A 19,528-nucleotide genomic window follows, 5' to 3' on the forward strand; every position below is an offset into this window, starting at 1 on the left:
CCCTTCCTTTTGTCGTTCAGTTTGCGACGGCCGCTTTGCGCGCCTCGTAGGCTTCTTGGTAGATTTCCAGGTAACGGGGGAGGTTCATGCTTTCCAGCGTCTGCAAATATTTATCCCATTCCTCTTCCAGCCCGGCATCGCCGATAATGAAGCGCGCCATCATCTCGTTCGTGTAATCGTAGATCGTCTTGGACAAATCGGCGATTTCCTGCGACTGATCGACGGTAAGGTTCAGCGGAGGCAGCACCGTCTCCACTTCGACGCGGTACGGCTCGTACTTGTTTTTCGTCTCCGAGTACAGAATCGATTCCAGCGGGTTTTCCGGGTCGGCCACCGCGCCCAGGCGAAGCGAGTTCGGCCGATAAGCGATGCCCGTTTGCGACCAATGCTTGTTTTGCGTCACGCCGAATTTCGATTCGTCCTTATAGATGGCCGGTTCTCCATTCAGTCCGATCTCTCCGGACTCCGCCCATCTCCAATCCACGTCCGGCTCGCCGATCGTGGAACGCAGCGTCATCTCGCGATCGTAGAGCGCGTCGGCGAAGCGGAACGCCGCTTCCGGATTTTTCGCCGCGTTCGTGATGACGAACTTGCCCGGTGCGACCTGATACGGATCGTATTGCGTCAGCTGTACGCCGTTCGGTCCTTTAAGCGGCGGTACCGCGACATATTCCTTCCATCTGCCGCTCGCCCCGTTCAGCTGCGATACGACGCTCATATTCGGACCGGAGGCCGCGCCCAGCACGGCGACGCCCGGGTTTTCGCCCAATTGGACGAGCTGCGCGGCGTCGCGGGTAAGCGCCTGCGGATCCATCAAGCCTTCCTTGTACAGCTTGTGCAGGCACGCAAGCCCTTCCTTCCAGCCCTCCTTGTTGAATGGAACGTCGACCTTGTCTTCCTCATTGACGTAAAGCCGGGTATATGGCGCGTACGTAAAGGAGTTCATCAGGAAATTTTCCACGCTTGTCGTCAGCGTAGACGTCTGCGCAACCTGCGGCGCGCCCGAGAACGGGATTTCATCGGCTTGTCCGTTTTTGTTCGGATCCTGCGTCTTGAACGCTTTCAGCACCTCGTAGAACTCGTCGATTGTCGTCGGCATTTCCAAGCCGAGAGCGGTCAGCCAAGGCTCGTAAATCCACAGCTTCTGACGCATCGAGCAGTGGTAGCATTCGTTGGGCGCCGGAAGCGCGTAGATGTTGCCGTCGGCCGAGGTGATCGTCGGCTTGACCAACGGGCTTTCCTCGAACAGCTTTTTCGTGTTGACGCCGTACTTCTCGATATAGTCGTTAAGCGGCAGCAGAATGCCTTGCTCGCCGTACAGCGCCTGCTGCTCCGGCGTGACATCCATCATCATGATCACGTCCGGCAGGTCGCCGCTCGCCAACGTCAGGTTCAGCTTCTCCGCCGCCATGCTGGTCGGAACCAGTTCCCACTCGATGTGAATGTTCGTCAGCTCTTCGAAATACTTCGTGAATTCGTTCGTCTCGAAGTTTTCGACCGCCGGATTGGCCGCGGTCATGACCTTGAGCGTGATTTTCTCGTCGACGATCGGGAATGCGCCCGCGTCGTTCACCGCCGCTCCCGTTCCGACGGAAGCCGTGGAAGCCGCCCCCTGCGATTCTTTCGTCTCCGACTTGCCGCTGCAAGCCGCCAGCGATCCCGTGAATGCCAAGCAGCAAACCAACGTTAACGCCATCTTTTTGATCTTCATTCGTAACCGTCCCCTTATCCTTTTAGTGACCCGATCATAACGCCTTTAACCAAATATTTCTGCACGAAGGGATAAAACAGCAGCAAAGGCAACGTAGAAATAACAATCAACGAAAACTTCAGCAGCGTCTTCAGCGCTTCCCGCTTCGCCGCGTCGAGCGGATCGCCGGACAGCAGCGCGGAATCAACGTCGTTGCTGACGAGAATATCCTTGAGCACCAGCTGCAGCGGGTACAGTGCCTGGGATTTCAAGTAAATCATGGCGTTGAAATATTGATTCCAGTTGCCCGCCGCGTAGTACAGCGTAATGACGGCGAGAATCGGTCCCGACAGGCGAATGACGATTTTCCAGACGAACTGAAAATCGTTGCAGCCGTCCAATTGGGCCGCTTCCAGCAGCTCGTCCGGAATGGACATCTGGAAATAGGTGCGCGCAATAATGACGTTCCAGACCGTCAAGGCGCCGGGAATGACCATCGCCCAGACGGTGTCGAGCATGCCGAGCTCGCGAACGAGCAAATAGTTCGGAATGAGACCGCCCGTAAACATGGTCGTGAACATGAACGCGATCATAAACAAGTTTTTGCCGAAAAAGTCCTTGCGAGACATCGGATACGCCGCCAGCACCGTCATCCCCACGTTGATCGCCGTACCGACGATGGTATAGATCAGCGAGTTTTTGAAGCCGGTCCATACCTGATCGTATTGGAAGACCGCGGAATAGCCCTCCAGCGTCGGCCGAACCGGCCACAGCCATACTTCCCCGGATACAACGGCCTGCGAATCGCTGAACGAGGCGCTGACGATATATACGATCGGGTACAGCACGCTCAGAAACAGCACGGTGATTACGGCTGCGTTAATCCATGTAAACGATTTGTCCGACCAGGATTCATTGCGAAACGAGCTGTTCAAGATTTCACCTTCCTACCACAGGCTTGCCTGCCTCGTCTTCTGCGCAAGTTTGTTCACGGTCAGGAGCAGCGCCAAATTAATGACGGACTTGAAGAGCCCGATAGCCGTCGAATACGAATAATTGGCCACTTGCGCGGTCAAACCGACCTTGTACACATAGGTGTCGATAATTTCCGAGGCCTTCAGGTTGATCGGATTTTGCAGCAGCAGCACCTTTTCGAAGCCAACGTCCAGAATGTGGCCGGTATTGAGAATGAGCAGAATGATCGCCATCGGCATGATGCCGGGCAGATCGATGTGCCACATCCGGCGAAGTTTGCTCGCCCCGTCCACGACCGCCGCCTCGTGCTGCGCCGGATCGATGGCGGCCAGCGCGGCGATAAAGATAATGCAGTTAAAGCCGACGTGCTGCCAGACGTCCGACCAGACATAGATGGACGAGAACATCGAGATCTCGCCCATGAAGTTGATCGGCCCGATGCCGAGCAGCCCCAAAAGCTTGTTGACTATGCCGATCCGCGGATCGAGCAGTTCCTTGATGATGCCTACTACGACGACCACGGAAATGAAGTGGGGCGCGTAGGTTACCATCTGAACCGCTTTCCTGTACGCGTTGCTTCTCAAGTAGTTCAGTCCGAGCGCGAGCAAAATCGGAAACGGAAACCCCGCGATCAAGTTGTAAAAACTGAGAATCAACGTATTTTTCAAAATCCGCCAGAAGTCATAGGAATTCACGAACCGTTCGAAATGCTTCAGCCCGACCCAGTCGCTGCCCCATATCCCCTTGGTCACGACGAAATTTTTGAAGGCGATCTGCGCCCCGTACATCGGCACGTACTTGAAGACGATCAGGTACAGAAATGGAAGCGCCATCAAAACATACAATTGCCAGCTCTTCACGAGCTTCTTGACGAAAGGAGACCGCTTGAGCGGCGAAGGTGCCGCATCGGCTTTCGTTCGCATTTTCGCCGCGCCCGCGTTCGTTGCATTCACTTCCCTGTTCACCTCCCTGCACTGGTTCGGTTGCCGCCTCGAACGATGACCGGTCCATCGGCCGAGCGGAGTATTCCCAGCATAGGCCCATGTCGCCCGGGCCGTAAATTGGAAATGCGCAGGATCGTATACAATGTTGCAGAAAGCGGGCTTGTCGTTTGTCCGGTCTTTTGGCATTTGCTCAGATTGATGTAACGACGCGGGATTCCGGGTCCGCAGAGTGCAGGAAAACAAAGAGCCAGGGCGACCGGCCCTGGCCCGACTTCGGTAATTGTCAACCCTCGGCGGAGCTGACCGCCATGTTCCCCTGTGTAAATTCGCGATAGGACGTCGCGCTTAACCCGCCGCTTCGCTTGAACGCCCGGCAGAACGTGCTGGACGACTGATAGCCCACCCGCTCCGCGATATAACCGATCGGCAGCGAGGTGTCGCCCAGCAGGCGCTTCGCCTCGTCCATCCGCCGCTTCTCCAGGTAATCCGAGAAGTTGATTCCCGTCTGCTCTTTGAAAAATTGCGACATGTACCCTTTGGAGATGTTCATGCGATCCGCGACGGCGTCCAGATTAAGTGCGGCTTCTCCGAAGTGCTCGTTGACGTAGGCGAGAATATCGTCGATCAGCTTCACGTTGCGGCTTTTTTTGCGCCCGTCCGCCTCTTCGCTCGCCTCCAGAAACCGTTCCGATACGGAGCGGTACGCGAGATGCGGACTTTCACCCGCCGCAAACTGCTGGAACAGCTGCTTGATATCGAGCGGCGTTCTCGGAAGCAGCTCGTCCTGCAGCTTCACGAGACAGCTCACGACCTCGAAGAAAAACAATTGCTGCATAGCCAGAGGCAAATGGCGCCGCTGGAAGTTTTCCCGATACAGCGATTCCAGCAGTTGGCGAACCTCCGAGGTTTCTCCCGCCTTCGTATAATTGATGAGACGGCTTTCGGCGTCCGCGGGGAAGTAGAAACCGGCCTGCTCGTTGGGCAGATCGGCATACCAGACGATTTTCGCGTCCTCTTCGTCCCGCAAGGCGCACAGAGACTGGCGTGCTTCCTCGTAAGACCCCGATACGTCCAGCAGCGACGAACGAAATCCCCCGACGGCAAAGAGAAGCTTCGATTGCACCCGTGCGGCCAAGCCTTCCGTAATCGCCGTCAGGCCGCGCTGGGTTCGCTGCCGAAATTGCGCCTCGTCCCCGACGTAATCCACGAACAGCAGGGCAAGCTTGTCCTCCGCCAGATTATGGACGTATTTGGCGTCGCCCAAATATCCGCCGAGCGCTTCCTTGATCAGCACCCGCTCGATGTCCAGCTTCGTTAAAGCGTCGGCGCCTCGCTCGCCTCCCGGAACGGGAAAGTGAACGATGCCCACCGCGTAGCCGATCCCGTTAATCTCGATGCGCTGATGCTGCAGCAAGGTGTTGATCTCGTTCATCGTCATGAACTCGCCCTTCAGCAAGCGCTGGAAAAACGTCTCCCACAGCAGCGGAGACTGCCGTTCGATCTCCCGCTGAAGCTCGTCGTTGTCGTGAATCAAATGGTTTAACGAATGCTGGATAAAGCCGTACATATCCTTCGGCCGCTGCGGCTGCGCGCTGACGTGGCGCTCCTTCAGCATGGACACGATTCTGGCCAGCGGCTTTCCGCTCCGGTTGGCGAACAAATACGCCAGCACGAAGCCGATCGCGACGAACACGAGCAGAATCGTCAGCGTAAGCTGCTTCAGCGTAAACACCTTGCCCAGCACGATATGCGGAGGCTGCGCCACGACGTAGCTCCAGCCATTGTACTCCGATTTCATATAGGTCAGCATCCGGTCGCCCGTCTCCGCGGAAGGCTCGATCATGCCTGACTTTCCGGGATAGTCGTCGCCGTCGACTTCCGGCACGCCGCCGTCGGACGACAGCGAACTGACCAGCCTCCCCTTCTCGTCGACAATGGCCGCCCAGCCGCCGTCGGAGACATCCACGCCGGATAGCAGCGATTTCAGATTCTGAGCGTCGACCAGCACGATCAGAGCGCCTTGAACATGCCCCGGATAACCGAGGGACTGGACGTAAGTCAACATCTCGTAGGATCGTCCCTGATACGACGCCGCCCCCGTCTGCATGATCTCCCGATTGCGGTACGTATCGAACAGTTCCTCCCGCCATGTCGCGTAATCCATGTTTTCATAGGAAAGCACATGCTCGTAAAACGCCGGCAGCTCGTAGGTCGTATTGGTGGACAAGGCCAGATCGCTGTTCTTGAACAGCAAGTAATAATCCAGCACGAAGTTGTTGGAGGCGCTGTAGCTGTACAGGTTTTTCTGGGTTTCCAGCACCTTGTACGTCGTCGTATCGTTAAACGGGTCGCTTACCCGCTGAAAACTCTGCACTCTTGGATTGCTGGACAACTGCATCGCGATCATATTCATTTCGGACATCCGGCTGTCCATCGTTTCCTTGACTTGCTCCAGCAGATGCATGTTGTTGCGCATCACTTCGCTTTTGACGACGTCGTAGGTCTGATTATAGAACAGCCACCCGAGAAAAAGCGCCAGCAGCATGAACAAAAAGTAGGGAATCATCAGATGAACAAACAACGTTTTTTGTCCCAACCGCTTACTCACGCCCATAAACCGCTCCCCCTTGTTTATCGCTCAAATCGTTATTTTAAGCGCTTTCAATCGGGAAAGCAACAAAATATGCAATATTGTATACCGGCCGAACGATTGTCAAAAGGGCCGTACAGTGGCTCCCCGCCTCCGGAAAAACGCTGCAGCCCATCCGGCAGGCGGGTCTTTCTCTGCTAATGCTCCACCCCGTCTCCCGCATCCGGCGAAGGGGCGGGCGAGGGAGACGGGGCCGCGTCCGCGCCGGGCAGCGGCAGGGCGATCGCCGGAGCCTGGGAGGCGCCGCTGCCGACCGGGTTGCCGCTGCCGTCGTAATAGTAGGACGGCACGTCTCCGACGACAAGGGCGTAGGAGAGCGGAATTTTCGTCTCCACGATTTCCGGCTCGCGGTCGAAGGGGATTACGACGGCGATTTCCGTGCGAATGCGCACGTACACTTCGACGAGAAGCATATTGATGCCGGCCTCCGTCTGATTCAGCCCCACTTCCGCCTTAATGACGCTTGCCGGATGGAAATTGATGGCCACGCTCGGACCGATGGACGAAATCAGCGGACTGTTCAGCGCGTGGCCGATCGGGATGCGCTCCGGCACGTCCTCATGCTCCTTGAGCGAACGTTCGACGACTTCGATCGTTTTGGACGTAATGGCCATCTGCTGCTTGTAATCGAGCTCGAAGCCCGTGATTTTCCCGTCGTCGCTCGTGCGCCACGAAATCATTTTGTCCGATTCGGCCGCGCGGGCGAATTCGGCCTTGATCGCCGCGTTGATCGCCTCCGTCGCCAACTGGTTCACCTTCACCTTGGCGAGAAACATCAGCGGCTGCCGCAGCTCGCGGTCCAGGAAGATCATGCCCTGGATGACCGCCAGCGCGATCAGCAGCAGCGCGACAAGCCATAAGTGCTTGCGCTTCATTCTCGGCCCCTGGCGCTTCGTTGTCCATCGCTTGGCCGGCGCATACCCCGAGCCGGAGCCGCCGCTCCCGGCGGAGAAACGCCTCGTCGTCCCCCACTTGCGCGGCGCGGGCCTGGGCGAAGACGCTCCAAGCCGCGGAAAAACCGCCTTCCTCCCCCAGCGGCGGGGAAGCGGCTTGAGCGACTTGAACGGCGAGCCGTTACCGAAACTATTGATTTGAAAACCTCTGCCCCATTTTTTCCGCATCGCTTGCCCCTCCCCACGTAAGCCCCTATGCAGGGTCGTCCCCGGGATTCCATGGTTCAAGCTTATGCTTGCCGCCGGGCAAAAAGAAGCGGCACAGTTGAACCGATGAGGCACGCACCGGTTCGGCTTCTGCAGCTTACGCCCGGTTCCTGTACTTCAGCGGAGTCGTTCCGATCACCTTCTTGAACAATTGAACGAAATACGACGCGTCGGGCAGCCCGACCTCGGCGCCGATTCGCTCCACCGGCAAAGTCGTCGTCTGCAGCAGCCGGCAGGCGTGCTTGATCCTTCGCGCCGTCAAGTAATCGGTCAGGCTGGCGCCCGTCTCGGTTCGAAAAACGCGGGACACGTAAGACTTGGACAGATGCAGCTCGTCCGCGATCCGTTCCAGGCCGATCTCTTCGGCAAAATGCCCCTCGATCCAGCGCATGATCTTCTCCGAATAACGAAGCGGCCTGCGGACGATCCCCGCGGCGGCGTCGTGCCCGAAGCTCCCTTCCGCCTCCTGCATGACGCCGAGCAGCTGCAGCAGAAACAGCACGTCGTCCTCCTCCGACGCATGTCCCTTGGCCGCGCCCTGACGATCGTACCGTCGGAGCAGCTGCTCCAAATATTCGGCATGCTCCAGCAAATCCCATGCGCACAGAGTGTCCTGCCCCTCCCACAGCCGCTGCAGCAGATTGAAGCGCCGAGGGAAATCTTTCATTCCGTCGGCCATCTCCTCGGGAACGAAATGCAGCTTCGATCGAATATAAGGCTGTTCCGGACTCGGCCGGGGGTACACTTTGTGCAAATGAAACGGCTGGAACACGAACAGCATCCCGCGCTTGATCTCGTAAGCGATCTGATTGACGATCACGGTCCCCTCCCCTTCGTGGACGAAGAGCAGCTCGAAGCACGGATGCCAATGGTAATAGCCCTGGAACGGCGCGTCGCTGCGCAGCCGATAGTCCCAGACGATGCGTTTGCCTTCAAAGGAAACCGACGAGTATAGCCGTTTCATGTTCTCCCCCGCACAGGACAAAATAACAACATTTTCATCCATCGTACCACAACTTCGATCGCCGGGGTCGAGTTATAATTCGGGTAACAAAGGAGGCGGAATAGAGATGGACAACGTTTACCTGGATGAAGTATGGCAAAAAATCGAGGGCAAAGTCGACCGCATGATCGCGCAGATCGGGACCAAGACGCCGCACGTGGCTCTCGATGACGGACGGTACGACGACACGGATATGGACTGGTGGACCTCCGGCTTCTGGCCGGGCATTCTGTGGGTGCTGTACGACATGACCGGCAAGGAGCACTACAAGGAGGCGGCTTGGGGCTGGGATATTAAAATGGAGGCGTACTTCGCCCGGCAGGCGCAAAGCTTTCACCACGATGTCGGCTTCCAGTTTCTGTCCACGGCGGTCATCAAGCATAAAATAACCGGAGACGCGGACGGGCAACGCCGGGGAATCGACGCGGCGAACTTCCTTGCCTCCCGCTTTAATCTGGCCGGGAACTTCCTGCGGGCCTGGAACGGGGACAAAGCCGGCTGGTCGATCATCGACAGCATGCTGAATGTTTCTCTGTTGTTCTGGGCCAGCGAGACGACGGGAGATCCCCGCTACAAGCAGATCGCCGTTCGCCACGCGGAGACGACGATGAAGTACGGCGTTCGGGAGGACGGCTCCACGAACCATATTATTTCCTTCGATCCCGAAACCGGCGAATACATCGAATCGTTCGGCGGGCAAGGGCTGGCTCCGGAATCGACCTGGAGCCGGGGCAACTCCTGGGCCTTGCACGGATTCGCGAACACTTATCGCTATACGGGCGATGTTCGCTTCTTGAACGAAGCCAAGCGGGTCGCCCACTACTTCGTCTCCGCGCTTCCCGACGATTCCGTGCCTTACTGGGACTTCCGGCTCGAATCGCTCGAGGGCATGTCCCGCGACAGCTCGGCGGCGGCCATCGCCGCCTCCGGACTGCTGGAAATCGCGGCGGCCGTTCCCGCGGGCGAGAAGCGAATGTACCTGTCGGCCGCGAAGCGAATTCTCAAGTCTCTTACCGAGAACTACGCGACATGGGACCGGCCGGACCACGAGGCGATTTTGCTACACGCCACGGGCAGCGGCACGGATAACATCGACGTCTCCCTGATCTACGGGGATTACTATTATATCGAAGCGATCGCCAAGCTGAGAGGCTGGAAACGGCGGATCTACTAAAATTTCGCGGCGGACCGTTATCCGTCGGACAGCGTCTGCCCGAGAAGTTCGTAGGAACGAAGCCGCGCTCGATAATCCGCCAGCATCGTGACGACGATGAACTCGTCGACGCCGTACGAATCGGCGAGCGATCGCAGCCGGACGCGAAGACTGCCCGGAGAACCCGCGAACAGTCTTCTTGCGTTCGCGGGGCTCTCTTCGGACGAGGCAAGCCGCTCCGCCTCCTCGTCGGTGTCCGCGCATACGACGCCGACCGCGACGAAGGCGCGAGGCTCCGGACACAGCGGAGAAGGCGCGAAGCCGTCGCGATACGTCCGCAGCGCCTCCTCCCCGGAAGAATCGCTCATGAATTGGCCGAAAACGTAACCCGTTCCGAACCGCGCGGCGTAAGCCGCGCTTTTCTTGTTCGTGCCAAGCAGCCAGGGATGCGGCGGCTCGGGCGGGATCGGACGGGCCGCCACCGGCCGTCCGTCGTACTCGTATGTTCCTTGGAGCAGGCGCATCAGATCCTCGAGCAGCTCGGGCATTTTGCCGACGTTCTCGAGGAAGTTGCCGCTAAGCGCCAGACTTGCCTCGCCCGAGCCTCCGGGCGCCCTTCCCAGTCCGATATCGATGCGTCCCGGGTACAGGCTGGCAAGCATGTGAAACGATTCGGCCACCTTCAGCGGCTTGTAATGAGGAAGCAGCACCGCTCCCGAGCCCAGCCGGATGCGTTCCGTTCTCGCTCCTATGTGAGCCAGCAGCACTTCCGGAGAAGTGCAGGCCAGCCCGGGCATGTCGTGATGCTCGGCCGTCCAGTAACGCCGATAACCGAGCCGCTCGGCCAATCGGACCAGCTCGACCGCCCGCCCGAGCGCATAAGGCGCGTCCGCTCCTTCGAGCACGGGGACCAGATCGAGCACGCTTAACCGAAGCTTCCTTGTATTCATCGCCGCATTCCCCCTTCCGGTACGTCATGCGCCCGATTGGCGATGCCGTTTCCGAATTTCGTGCATTCCCATAATCACCGCAACCCACTCATAGCCGTCGATCCAACCGGTATGCACCGTCAGGCGAAAGGCGGACGACTCGAACCAGCCGCTTATTTTTTGAAAGGAAACGACAAGCTCGCCCTTGCCGTTCCTGATCTCGTAATCCCGCGAGAAGGCCGGGGAAGTCACCTCGAACACGCCGGCGCCGTATCGGTCGTACTCATACCTTTTGGACAGGAACGACATCCGGTACCTTAGCAGGCCGCATTCCCCGCCGCTTGCGTCCGTCACCGCCCACTTGTTGGACAGCAGCCGAAAACGGCCGCCGAAGAGCGGCCTGCCGTCTCCTCCGTATACGTTCAGCGCCGATCCGAAGGCGCTTCGCAAGTCGACGAGCCCGACCGGTTCCCTGTATTCGTTGACGATTTCCGTTCCGCCGGCGTTAAAGAAGTTGTCCCGAAAATACAGAATCATTCCGTTCGCTCCTTCGTGAGCTGTAATTATTCTACTCTATAATATAGTAAACGCAGCGCACAGAGGGAAGTTTCCCCGCCGGGACGACCGAAGCTCCTCCGGCATGCGCGATCCGCCTCGGCGACGACCGTCTGCATGTTGATCCAGCGGGACATGCCGTCAAAGGCGCGCAATCGCCAAAAATCCCGGAGAGTTCTCCGGGATCGGAATAGGATCGGAAATACGAAAACGCGGCGAAAGCTTCATTTTTCGTAGGCAGCCTCGAACAGCATAACGCCGTAGCTGCCCGACGGGGAATCCACTTCGATGCGATCCCCTTTGTGTGCGAGCAGCAGCCGGCTGCCCAGCGGAGAAAGGAAAGAGATATGTCCCAGATCGGCGTTGATTTCATGCGGCAGCACGATTTTATACCGTTCTTCCGTGCCGTCGATTTCGTCTATAATCGTCACGACCGAGCCGATCCATACGCACTCGTCGATTTCCCCTAGAATATCGCCGTTCAGATAGCCATAAATATGGTCGCAGTATTTGGAGACCAGAGCGTGAATCGCATCTCTTTTGGCCAGATCGGGGTACGCTTTCCTCAGCAGCTCGGACGTCTCCTTCTCGAAATAAGCCAATTGCTCCCGCAAATCCTGGCGGAAGGTTTGCTCCAAACTATGGCTCATACAGAGTCTCACCCTCCTTGCCCGCGGTTACGTACTCCGTCAGCAGCCTAAACAAAGATTTCATGAATCGATTCCTCCTGTATAGGAAAATAGACCCTCCGAAAGGGCCTTATGGCTATCATAACAGATATTGAGAATTTCCGCTTATGAAAAAAACGCCAGCCCCTTTCGCCTGCAGCCGTCCAACGGACCTTTTGAGGGGAGATAATCGGTTTTTTAGAACATTGTCCGTCGTTTGAGCCGGAATGGGGGGACGTTACTCGATTTTGTAGAACATCTCGGGTCAAATGGAAGTTTTTCGGGGGGAGATAACCGATTTTGTAGAACATCTTAGGTCAAATGGAGGTTTTCCGAAGGGAGATGACCGATTCCGTCGAGTATCTTGAGTTAGTCTGAGTTAGATTAGGCTCAGGGGGCGGCGTTCCATTCGTTTGCGTTCGGAATTATACTAGGGTTATGAAAGTAAGCGGCGCGATCGTCGCAAGGAAGGGGGGGACGAGCAATGACGGAGGTGCAGTATAAGCTTCCCAAGACGCTGTTGAACAAAGGAACCGGATTCCTGGGCGGATACACCCATTCGCTGAATCCCTATACGGGCTGCGCATTCGGCTGTTCCTACTGCTATGTGAGACAGATGCCGGTGTCCTTGTTCCATGAAGGCCAGTGGGGAGAATGGGTGGACGTAAAACGGGAAGCCGACGCCCTGCTGCGCAAGGAGCTACGCAAAGCGAAGGCGAAGGGTCCGGTGACGATCTTCATGTCGTCCAGCACGGACCCTTACCAGCCCGTCGAATACCGGGAGCGGGTGACGAGGTCTCTACTGGAGGTTATGGCCGAAGAGCCTCCCGATTTTCTGCTCGTGCAGACGCGCAGCCCGCTCGTTACCCGGGACGTCGATCTGCTGGAGCGCTTGGGCGACCGGGTACGGGTCAGCATGACCGTCGAGACCGACCGCGAGGATATCCGCAAAGCTTTCGCTCCGTCCGCTCCGCCGATTCCGGCCCGCTTAAGGGCGCTGCGCGAGCTGACCGACGCCGGCATCCCGACCCAGGCGGCGATCGCGCCCGTCCTGCCCAGCACGGAAAGGTTCCCGGAGCTGCTCGGACAAGCCACGGACCGGGTATGCGTGGACGACTATTTCATGGGCGACGGCAGCGGCGGCAAGCGCACGCGCAGCCTGGGCATCCACACGCTGTACGACGAGCTGAACGCGCCGGAATGGAACCGTCCCTCCGCCTATCGCATCGTGCTGGAGCGGCTGCAGCGCGTATTCCCCGCCGATCGGATCTTCGTCAGCCGCGAGGGCTTCGAGCCGTAACTCAAGGCTCGAGCCCCGCCTGCCTTCGCGCGCCGCCGAGAGCGGCAAACCTAATCGCGAACGGGCGCTGCTCAGCTCTGAAGGTTCACCCGCCAGATCCCCTCGCCCGACTCGCTCTCGCCTTCTCTGACGGCTTCGATCGTCCAGCCCCGGCCGTAATCGGCGGGAAAGCCGAGAATGGAATCCGGCTGGCCCCAATAATACTCGTACAGCCGCAAAGTGAACAAATACGTACGATCGTCGACGCGGCGTTTTCCGGCCAGCTCGTAGGTCATATGGTGCGGATTGGACGTCCCGACAAAAAAGGCTTGCTGCTCCTCGAGTTCATTGTCCGCTTTCCAATCGTCGCCGACCCATTTCAGTCCCGCTTCCCAATCGCGATGCGCCCATGCCGCGGCGAACTCGTTCACCGCCTGCAGGGCAAACAGATACTCCCGCGTAATCTGCGGCGGCTGCACGGCGGCCGGGACGGTGCCGTCGGACAGCGTCAGCTCCTCCAGCGGAATGAGCGACGCGGCGACGAACAGCAGCTCTTCCTTGCTGACCGACTTGGCCGAACCGATAGACAGATACGTCGAGCCGCGGGAAAAGTACCAATCTCCGCCGGCCTCGCTTTCCGGAAGCCCGATCCATTCCGCCGTAAAATCGGGAAAATACCGTTTCTCGTAGACAACGCCGCTGCTCCTCTCCGGCCGCAAATCCGTCCTCGATTGCACAATCGAGAAATGAGGGAACGTCAGCTTCAGCGTTCCGTCCCGCCCCGGCTCCGCCTCCACTCCGTAATCGGTCGCAATGCCTTTGCGCGGCACGAACGGCTCGAAAACGCGCAAGTCGTCCGCCTGCTCGCGAATGCGCAGCGCCTCTTCGCTTGTATACGGAATCGTAACAAAACGCTCCGATTCGTACTCCTCCCGCGAATACGACTGAAAATGCTTCAAACCTTCCCGCTCCATCCAGTACAGCTTATACCGGGCCCCCTCCTGTCCGTATACGGCCAAAACCGCGCCCTCGTCGGTTATCGTTACGGTCTCGGTGCGCAGCGCATCGTTTAACGAGCATCGCTCCGCGCCTCCGTCGTTCCATCGGTACACCGCCAAGCGCGGATTCGTTCCCGAGGCGGAGACAACGTCCAGCTTCCCGTCATGGTCGATATCCATTTCCGACGCGTGCCCGTCATCCACGACCAGCAGCGGCTTCGGAACGCCGTCGACGAGCTCGAAATAACGGCTGACCGAGGCGGCCGCGCCGACGGAGCCCTGGATTTTGAACGCTTCCTTGCCGAATAGCCGCAGATTGCTCACCGTTAGCTGATTATCTTTATCGTAAGGGTAACCCGCCACCGCCCCCAAGTCGTAGGCGGCCTCCCCGTTAACCATCGCCGCATACAGATGGTCGGTATCGTTCTTGCGCGCATAGATGACGACTTTCGGGTCCCGCGTCCCGTCAATCGCATACAGGCTCGTTTCCTTCACGATACGCTCCGCCTGCTTCAAGCCGCCTTCGAGCAGCCGTACCGAGCCGCGGTTCGCATAGCTTTCCCACGACAGAGGCACGTCGCCATCGTCATCGGCGTGATCGGCCTTAATCGACGAAGCCTTTATCGCGCCGGTCGTATGCGCGGACACGGAGCCGTCGTTCGTCTTTGCTTCGACGACCCCCTCCCGATCCGCGGCATAACCGCACGCCGTGCCGAGCAGCAGCATCGTAACGACCCAAAACAGTTTAACCTTCATAGGAATCACTCCAAATGTCCATTGTACTGTTATAGACGAGCGAGCCCGGCACTTTGTTGGCAAAAAGGGAATTAGAGTCACGAGGAATGGAGATACAGAGAGTATGATCAGCCTTCTGACTATCCTATTGTAAAGGGCGAGACTAGATGAAGAGACGACAACTGTATGCCCTGGACGATCGTAAGCGGGAATTCGACCTTCTCCTCGGGGACAGCTCCGATCTGATCGCGCGGGAATGCCGCATCGGTCCAGAAGGGATGCCGGCTTTGCTGATGTGGATCGACAGCCTCGTGGACAAGCGTACGCTGCAGCTGACGACGCTCTCGCCCCTGCTGTCCATGCAAGCCTCTCCGCTGCCCTCGAACGAGCCGTCCGTCTGTATGGAGGAGCTGTGCCGCTCCGTCATCTCCGCTCCCGAGGCGATCATCGTCGATACCGTAGACGAAGCGATTCCCCTGCTGATGAGCGGCTGGACGATGCTGATTCTCGACGGCGCGCGCGGCGTTGCCGTTATCCAGACGGAAGGCCTCGACAAACGAGGGATCGAAGAAGCGCCCTCCTCGACCGTCGTGCGCGGTCCTCGCGACGGCTTCGTTGAATCGCTCAACACCAACGTTTCGCTGGTCCGCCGCAGACTGCGCAGCGCCAGAGTTCACGTGGATATGCTTAAGGTCGGCGAGCTGTCGCATACCGATATCGCCGTGCTGTACATCGATCAAAAGGCGAAGCCTTCGATGGTCGAGGAGGTCAAGCGCCGGATCGGCAACCTGAAAATCGACGGCGTGCTGGAATCCCAATATATCGAAGAATTGATCAAGGACAATCCGGCCTCCTTCTTCCCGACCGTATACAGCACCGAGCGGCCGGACGATATCGCCAACATTTTGCTGGACGGGCGGATTGCCATTATCGTGGACGGCACGCCGTTCGCGCTTGCGCTGCCCTCCACGCTGGCCCATTTTCTGATTACGACCGAGGATTTGTACTTGGCTTATCCGGTAGCGACGTTCATCCGTTGGCTCCGTTACGTCGGATTTACGATGAATCTGCTGCTCCCGTCCGTTTACGTCGGAACGCTCACCTTCCACCCGGAAATGGTGCCTCCGCAGCTGCTCAGCAGCATTCTGACCGCCCGCGAAGGCGTGCCGTTCCCGGTGCTGATGGAAACGCTGCTGATGGAGGCGACTTTCGAGGTGCTGCGAGAGGCCAGCGTGCGGATGCCGCGCTCGATCGGCTCGGCGATCAGCATCGTCGGCGCGCTGGTCATCGGGGAATCGGCCGTGCAGGCCGGCATCATCTCCTCCCCGGCCATCATCGTCGTCGCGGCGACGGCAATCGCTTCCTTCACGATTCCGTCCATCTCTCTGTCGGGCACGGTGCGGATTTTGCGATTCGGCATGGTGCTGCTGGCCTCGATGTTCGGCCTGTACGGCATCATGATCGGCGTATTCCTGCTCGGCATCCACCTGGCTTCGCTCACATCGCTCGGCGTCCCGTACCTGACTCCTATCGCTCCGTTCCACAGAAAAGAATTTCTGAAAGTCTTGTTTCGCGTCCCCTGGTTCCTGTTGAGCGGGAAACGAAATCCTCGGCGCCGGGCCTGAAGGAGATGCATCTTATGAAGCCGGTCAAAGCCGGAATCGGCCTGCTGGCGGTTCTGCTGCTCAGCGGCTGCTGGGGCCAAATCAACTTCGATCAGTTGACCGTCGTATCGGCGATCGGGCTCGATCCCGCCAAGAACGATAGGGTTCGGGTGACGCTCCAGCTGTCCAATCCGACGCTGCCGGTCGCCGCCGGCGGAGGAAGCCAGCAGCGCAGACCGTACGTCAACTACGACGCCATCGGAGTTACGATCCAGGAAGCGGTGGAACGCATTCAGCACCAAGCCAAAAAAAGCCTGTTTTTCCCGCAAACGAAAGTCGTGCTGATCAGCGAAGCCTTTGCCCGGCGCGGCCTGGACGACACGCTGGATTATTTCTGGCGGGAGACGAACCAGAATCTGAACAGTTGGGTGCTGGTCTCGAGGCTGCCGGCGCGCCAGGTGCTCGACAAGGCGATGGAGCTGGAGCCGGTCCCGGCGGAGGAATGGCGGAAATATCTGCAGGGGGATTGGAAGCGGCCGCTCCAGGTCGACGTGCAAATGTACCAGTTTCTTCCCCGGCTGAATCAGATCGGCCATCAAGCCGTCAGCCCGGGCATCGGTCCGTTCAACAAAAGCGGCAAAACCGACATCATGGAGATCGGGGATACGGCCGTATTCAAAAACGATCGCATGATCGGCTGGCTCAGCGGGGAAGAGAGCCAGATCGTGAACTGGCTGACCGGCATCAGCCGCCGCGGCAGCTTTCATACCGACCTGAACAAGGAAGAAAGCATCAGCTTCAGCTTAAATGGCATCCGCGCCAAAGTTAAGCCGGTAATAAGAGGAAATAAGCTGGTGATGAAGGTCCGCATCAAAGGAGAAGCCGAAGTGCTGACTGCAACTGTACCGCTGCACTTCAGCACGGAGCAGGCGATGCTTCGGGATATCTTGAACCAGCAGGCGAAGCTGGCCGTGGAGGAGACGATCGACAAGCTGTTCCACAAATACGCCAGCGACGTCATCGGCTTCGGAGAGGCGCTGCACAGAAGCAAGCCGAAGGAATGGAAGAATCGCAAATCCAACTGGGACGAGGAGCTTCGTCAAGTCGAGACGGAGATTGCCGTCTCCTTCCGGGTCAGAAGATCGGGGCTGCTGCATTAGGCGTGCTTCCCGGTCGCGGACCCGCTCCCGAAAAGGAATGAAAGCATGAATAACCAGCAAATTTCGGAGCGTCAATTTTTCTTTATCATTTTCGTGTCCATCGCGTCCCTTACCTTCTTCTCCGTACCCTCCCAGCTGATTCCGAAGGTCAAGCAGGACCTGTGGCTGTCCATGGCGCTCGGCATCACGATCGACGTCTTCGTCGCGCTGCTGCTCTATCGTCTCGGCCTCAAATATCCCGGCAAGTCGCTCGTGCAATACTCGCGAGCGATTCTGGGCCCTTTCGGCGACCTGATCAGCCTGGTCGTGCTGCTGTTCTTCTTTGCCGTGTGCGTGACCGCCATCTGGATCTACAGCGATTTCCTGTCCAGCTCGCTGCTGCCCGACACGCCGCTGGTCGCCTTCTCGTCGACGCTGACTCTGTGCTCGGGCTGGGCGGCGATCAAAGGCATCGAGACGATCGCCCGGCTCAGCGAGATTCTCGGGACGATTATTCTGATTACCTCGCTGATTCTGTTCGCCACCTCAATCCCGTCCGTTGAGCTTCGTCATCTGCTGCCGCAGTTCGAGAACGGCTTCGGACCGGCTTTGCAGGGAGCGATCTACCCTGGAAGCTGGTTCGGCATCTGTATCTTGATGGGGATGCTGATGCCTCATATGAGCCACCCGCGGAAGACGCTTAAAGTCAAAGCGAACGCCGTGTTTCTGGGCGCGCTCGTCATGACGTTGTACTTGCTGTACAGCATCGCGGTGATGGGCGGCTATATGGCAAGCCAGATGGAAAATCCGCTCTACGTCTTCACCCGGGTCACGCAGCTGATTATTTTCGAACGGATCGAGGTGCTGACGCTGCTTGTCTTCGTCTCCGGTTCGTTTATCACGTATGCCACGCTGTACTATTCGATTGCCCAAGGCTGCTCCGAGCTGTTTCGGACCAAAAGCTACAAGCCGTGGGTTTACGCGTTAAGCCCGCTGTTCATCATCCTGCCCGTGCTGTCCATAACGGAGAGCTTCGGACAGTGGCCGCCCTATCTGGGCTTCTGGTTTCCCGTCATCGCCTTGACCATCGAAGGCAGCAGCGTCGTGCTTCTGTACGTTGCCTCCCTGTTCCGCAAACGGAAAAGCTGATCGAATAACGCTCAATTAACCGAACGGTCCCTGCCGAGCGGCACGACAAGCGGCGTATGCGAGACCGGATCGTCGATGACGGTGCATTTTAAGCCGAATACGTCTTCGACCAGCCGCTCCGTCACGATCTCGCGCGGATCGCCCTGCGCGATCAGCTGACCGTTTCTCATCGCGATCATGTGCGTGGCGTACCGGGCGGCATGGTTCAAGTCGTGCAGCACCGCGACGATCGTGCGTCCCTGCTCGTTCAAGTCCTTGAACAACTCGAGCAGCTCGATCTGATGCGCGATATCCAGGTAGGTTGTCGGCTCGTCCAGGAGCAGCAGCGGCGTTTGTTGGGCCAGCGCCATAGCGACCCAGACGCGCTGCTTCTGTCCCCCCGAGAGCTCGTCGACAAACCGGTGCGACAGCTCGCTCGTATCGGTCAGCCGCATCGCGGACATCACCGCCTGCTCGTCCTCGTCCGTCCACTGCCTGATGAAGCTTTGGTAGGGGTAGCGGCCATGGGCCACCAGATCCGCCACGGTAATGCCGTCCGGAGCCGTGGACGACTGGGGGAGCAGACCGAGCTTGCGCGCCACTTCCTTGGACTTGTAGGCTGCGATCCCCTTCCCGTCCAGCAGCACCTGCCCGACGGAAGGCTTGAGCAGCTTGGACAGCGTGCGGAGCAGCGTCGATTTGCCGCATGCGTTCGGTCCGACGATGACCGTATACGAGCCGTCGGGAATTTGAACGGACAAGTCGCGCGAAATCACCCGGTCCTCATATTGAATAGTAACGTTGTCCGCCCGGAGCCGCGATGCCGATTCGGCCGCAGCCGCGTTCCGGATGTCTGCCTCAGTTTTTTTCATCTGCTCGTTCAACTACTTTCCCGTAACATGTCGCTAGCTTGCGCGA

General features: G+C 58.4%; 16 protein-coding genes. 5 read left to right on the forward strand and 11 right to left on the reverse strand.

The genetic code is table 11. The annotated features are described in order from the left end of the window. Window positions 1-16: 16 nt before the first annotated feature. The 6 genes from ACFFT4_RS26245 to ACFFT4_RS26270 form a co-directional block, all read right to left on the reverse strand. Window positions 17-1,711, reverse strand: a complete 1,695-nt coding sequence (locus ACFFT4_RS26245) for an ABC transporter substrate-binding protein (protein ID WP_378051975.1) — start codon at window positions 1,709-1,711, stop codon at window positions 17-19. A gap of 14 nt (window positions 1,712-1,725) precedes the next feature. Then, entirely contained in the window at window positions 1,726-2,625 is a 900-nt protein-coding gene (locus ACFFT4_RS26250) for a carbohydrate ABC transporter permease (protein WP_378051976.1), read from the reverse strand. 12 nt (window positions 2,626-2,637) lie between these two features. Beyond that, on the reverse strand, window positions 2,638-3,588 hold the full coding sequence (locus ACFFT4_RS26255) for an ABC transporter permease (protein WP_378052014.1): 951 nt from the start codon (window positions 3,586-3,588) through the stop codon (window positions 2,638-2,640). A 304-nt stretch (window positions 3,589-3,892) separates the two neighbouring features. Continuing rightward, entirely contained in the window at window positions 3,893-6,223 is a 2,331-nt protein-coding gene (locus ACFFT4_RS26260; protein WP_378051977.1) for a helix-turn-helix domain-containing protein, read from the reverse strand. Window positions 6,224-6,396: 173 nt separating this feature from the next. Next, window positions 6,397-7,380 carry a sporulation protein YunB gene (gene yunB / locus ACFFT4_RS26265; protein WP_378051979.1) on the reverse strand — a complete coding sequence of 328 codons (984 nt, stop codon included), beginning with the start codon at window positions 7,378-7,380 and terminating at the stop codon, window positions 6,397-6,399. Between the two features lie 136 nt (window positions 7,381-7,516). Beyond that, window positions 7,517-8,383 carry a helix-turn-helix domain-containing protein gene (locus ACFFT4_RS26270; protein WP_378051981.1) on the reverse strand — a complete coding sequence of 289 codons (867 nt, stop codon included), beginning with the start codon at window positions 8,381-8,383 and terminating at the stop codon, window positions 7,517-7,519. Between the two features lie 106 nt (window positions 8,384-8,489). Here ACFFT4_RS26270 and ACFFT4_RS26275 point away from each other — a divergent pair, with 106 nt between their 5' ends. Next, entirely contained in the window at window positions 8,490-9,596 is a 1,107-nt protein-coding gene (locus ACFFT4_RS26275; RefSeq protein ID WP_378051982.1) for a glycoside hydrolase family 88 protein, read from the forward strand. A 17-nt stretch (window positions 9,597-9,613) separates the two neighbouring features. On the opposite strand, the gene ACFFT4_RS26280 is transcribed toward ACFFT4_RS26275, so the two are convergent. From ACFFT4_RS26280 to ACFFT4_RS26290, 3 genes are all read right to left on the reverse strand, one after another. Next, on the reverse strand, window positions 9,614-10,525 hold the full coding sequence (locus ACFFT4_RS26280) for an LLM class flavin-dependent oxidoreductase (protein ID WP_378051983.1): 912 nt from the start codon (window positions 10,523-10,525) through the stop codon (window positions 9,614-9,616). A 24-nt stretch (window positions 10,526-10,549) separates the two neighbouring features. Further along, on the reverse strand, window positions 10,550-11,041 hold the full coding sequence (locus ACFFT4_RS26285; protein ID WP_378051984.1) for an LURP-one-related family protein: 492 nt from the start codon (window positions 11,039-11,041) through the stop codon (window positions 10,550-10,552). Window positions 11,042-11,283: 242 nt separating this feature from the next. Continuing rightward, window positions 11,284-11,709 carry a GreA/GreB family elongation factor gene (locus tag ACFFT4_RS26290; RefSeq protein WP_378051985.1) on the reverse strand — a complete coding sequence of 142 codons (426 nt, stop codon included), beginning with the start codon at window positions 11,707-11,709 and terminating at the stop codon, window positions 11,284-11,286. Window positions 11,710-12,211: 502 nt separating this feature from the next. Between ACFFT4_RS26290 and ACFFT4_RS26295 the strand changes: the two genes are divergently transcribed. Further along, entirely contained in the window at window positions 12,212-13,027 is an 816-nt protein-coding gene (locus ACFFT4_RS26295) for an SPL family radical SAM protein (RefSeq protein ID WP_378051986.1), read from the forward strand. A 71-nt stretch (window positions 13,028-13,098) separates the two neighbouring features. On the opposite strand, the gene ACFFT4_RS26300 is transcribed toward ACFFT4_RS26295, so the two are convergent. Beyond that, window positions 13,099-14,760, reverse strand: coding sequence for a hypothetical protein (locus ACFFT4_RS26300; RefSeq protein ID WP_378051987.1), 1,662 nt, complete (start codon window positions 14,758-14,760; stop codon window positions 13,099-13,101). Between the two features lie 146 nt (window positions 14,761-14,906). Here ACFFT4_RS26300 and ACFFT4_RS26305 point away from each other — a divergent pair, with 146 nt between their 5' ends. Genes ACFFT4_RS26305 through ACFFT4_RS26315 form a run of 3 tightly spaced genes read left to right on the forward strand, consistent with a single transcriptional unit; the run spans window position 14,907 to window position 18,631 of the window. Further along, window positions 14,907-16,364, forward strand: coding sequence for a spore germination protein (locus ACFFT4_RS26305; RefSeq protein ID WP_378051988.1), 1,458 nt, complete (start codon window positions 14,907-14,909; stop codon window positions 16,362-16,364). 14 nt (window positions 16,365-16,378) lie between these two features. Next, complete coding sequence (locus tag ACFFT4_RS26310) at window positions 16,379-17,503, forward strand: Ger(x)C family spore germination protein (RefSeq protein WP_378051989.1); 1,125 nt, start codon at window positions 16,379-16,381, stop codon at window positions 17,501-17,503. Between the two features lie 45 nt (window positions 17,504-17,548). Then, a complete protein-coding gene (locus ACFFT4_RS26315) occupies window positions 17,549-18,631 on the forward strand; it encodes a GerAB/ArcD/ProY family transporter (RefSeq protein ID WP_378051990.1) in 1,083 nt (360 codons plus the stop codon). An 11-nt stretch (window positions 18,632-18,642) separates the two neighbouring features. Here the strand turns inward: ACFFT4_RS26315 and ACFFT4_RS26320 are convergent, their stop codons facing one another. Beyond that, complete coding sequence (locus ACFFT4_RS26320; protein WP_378051992.1) at window positions 18,643-19,482, reverse strand: ABC transporter ATP-binding protein; 840 nt, start codon at window positions 19,480-19,482, stop codon at window positions 18,643-18,645. Window positions 19,483-19,528 lie beyond the last annotated feature (46 nt).

It is taken from the genome of Cohnella cellulosilytica (assembly GCF_042431195.1).
GTDB lineage: Bacteria > Bacillota > Bacilli > Paenibacillales > Paenibacillaceae > Cohnella > Cohnella cellulosilytica.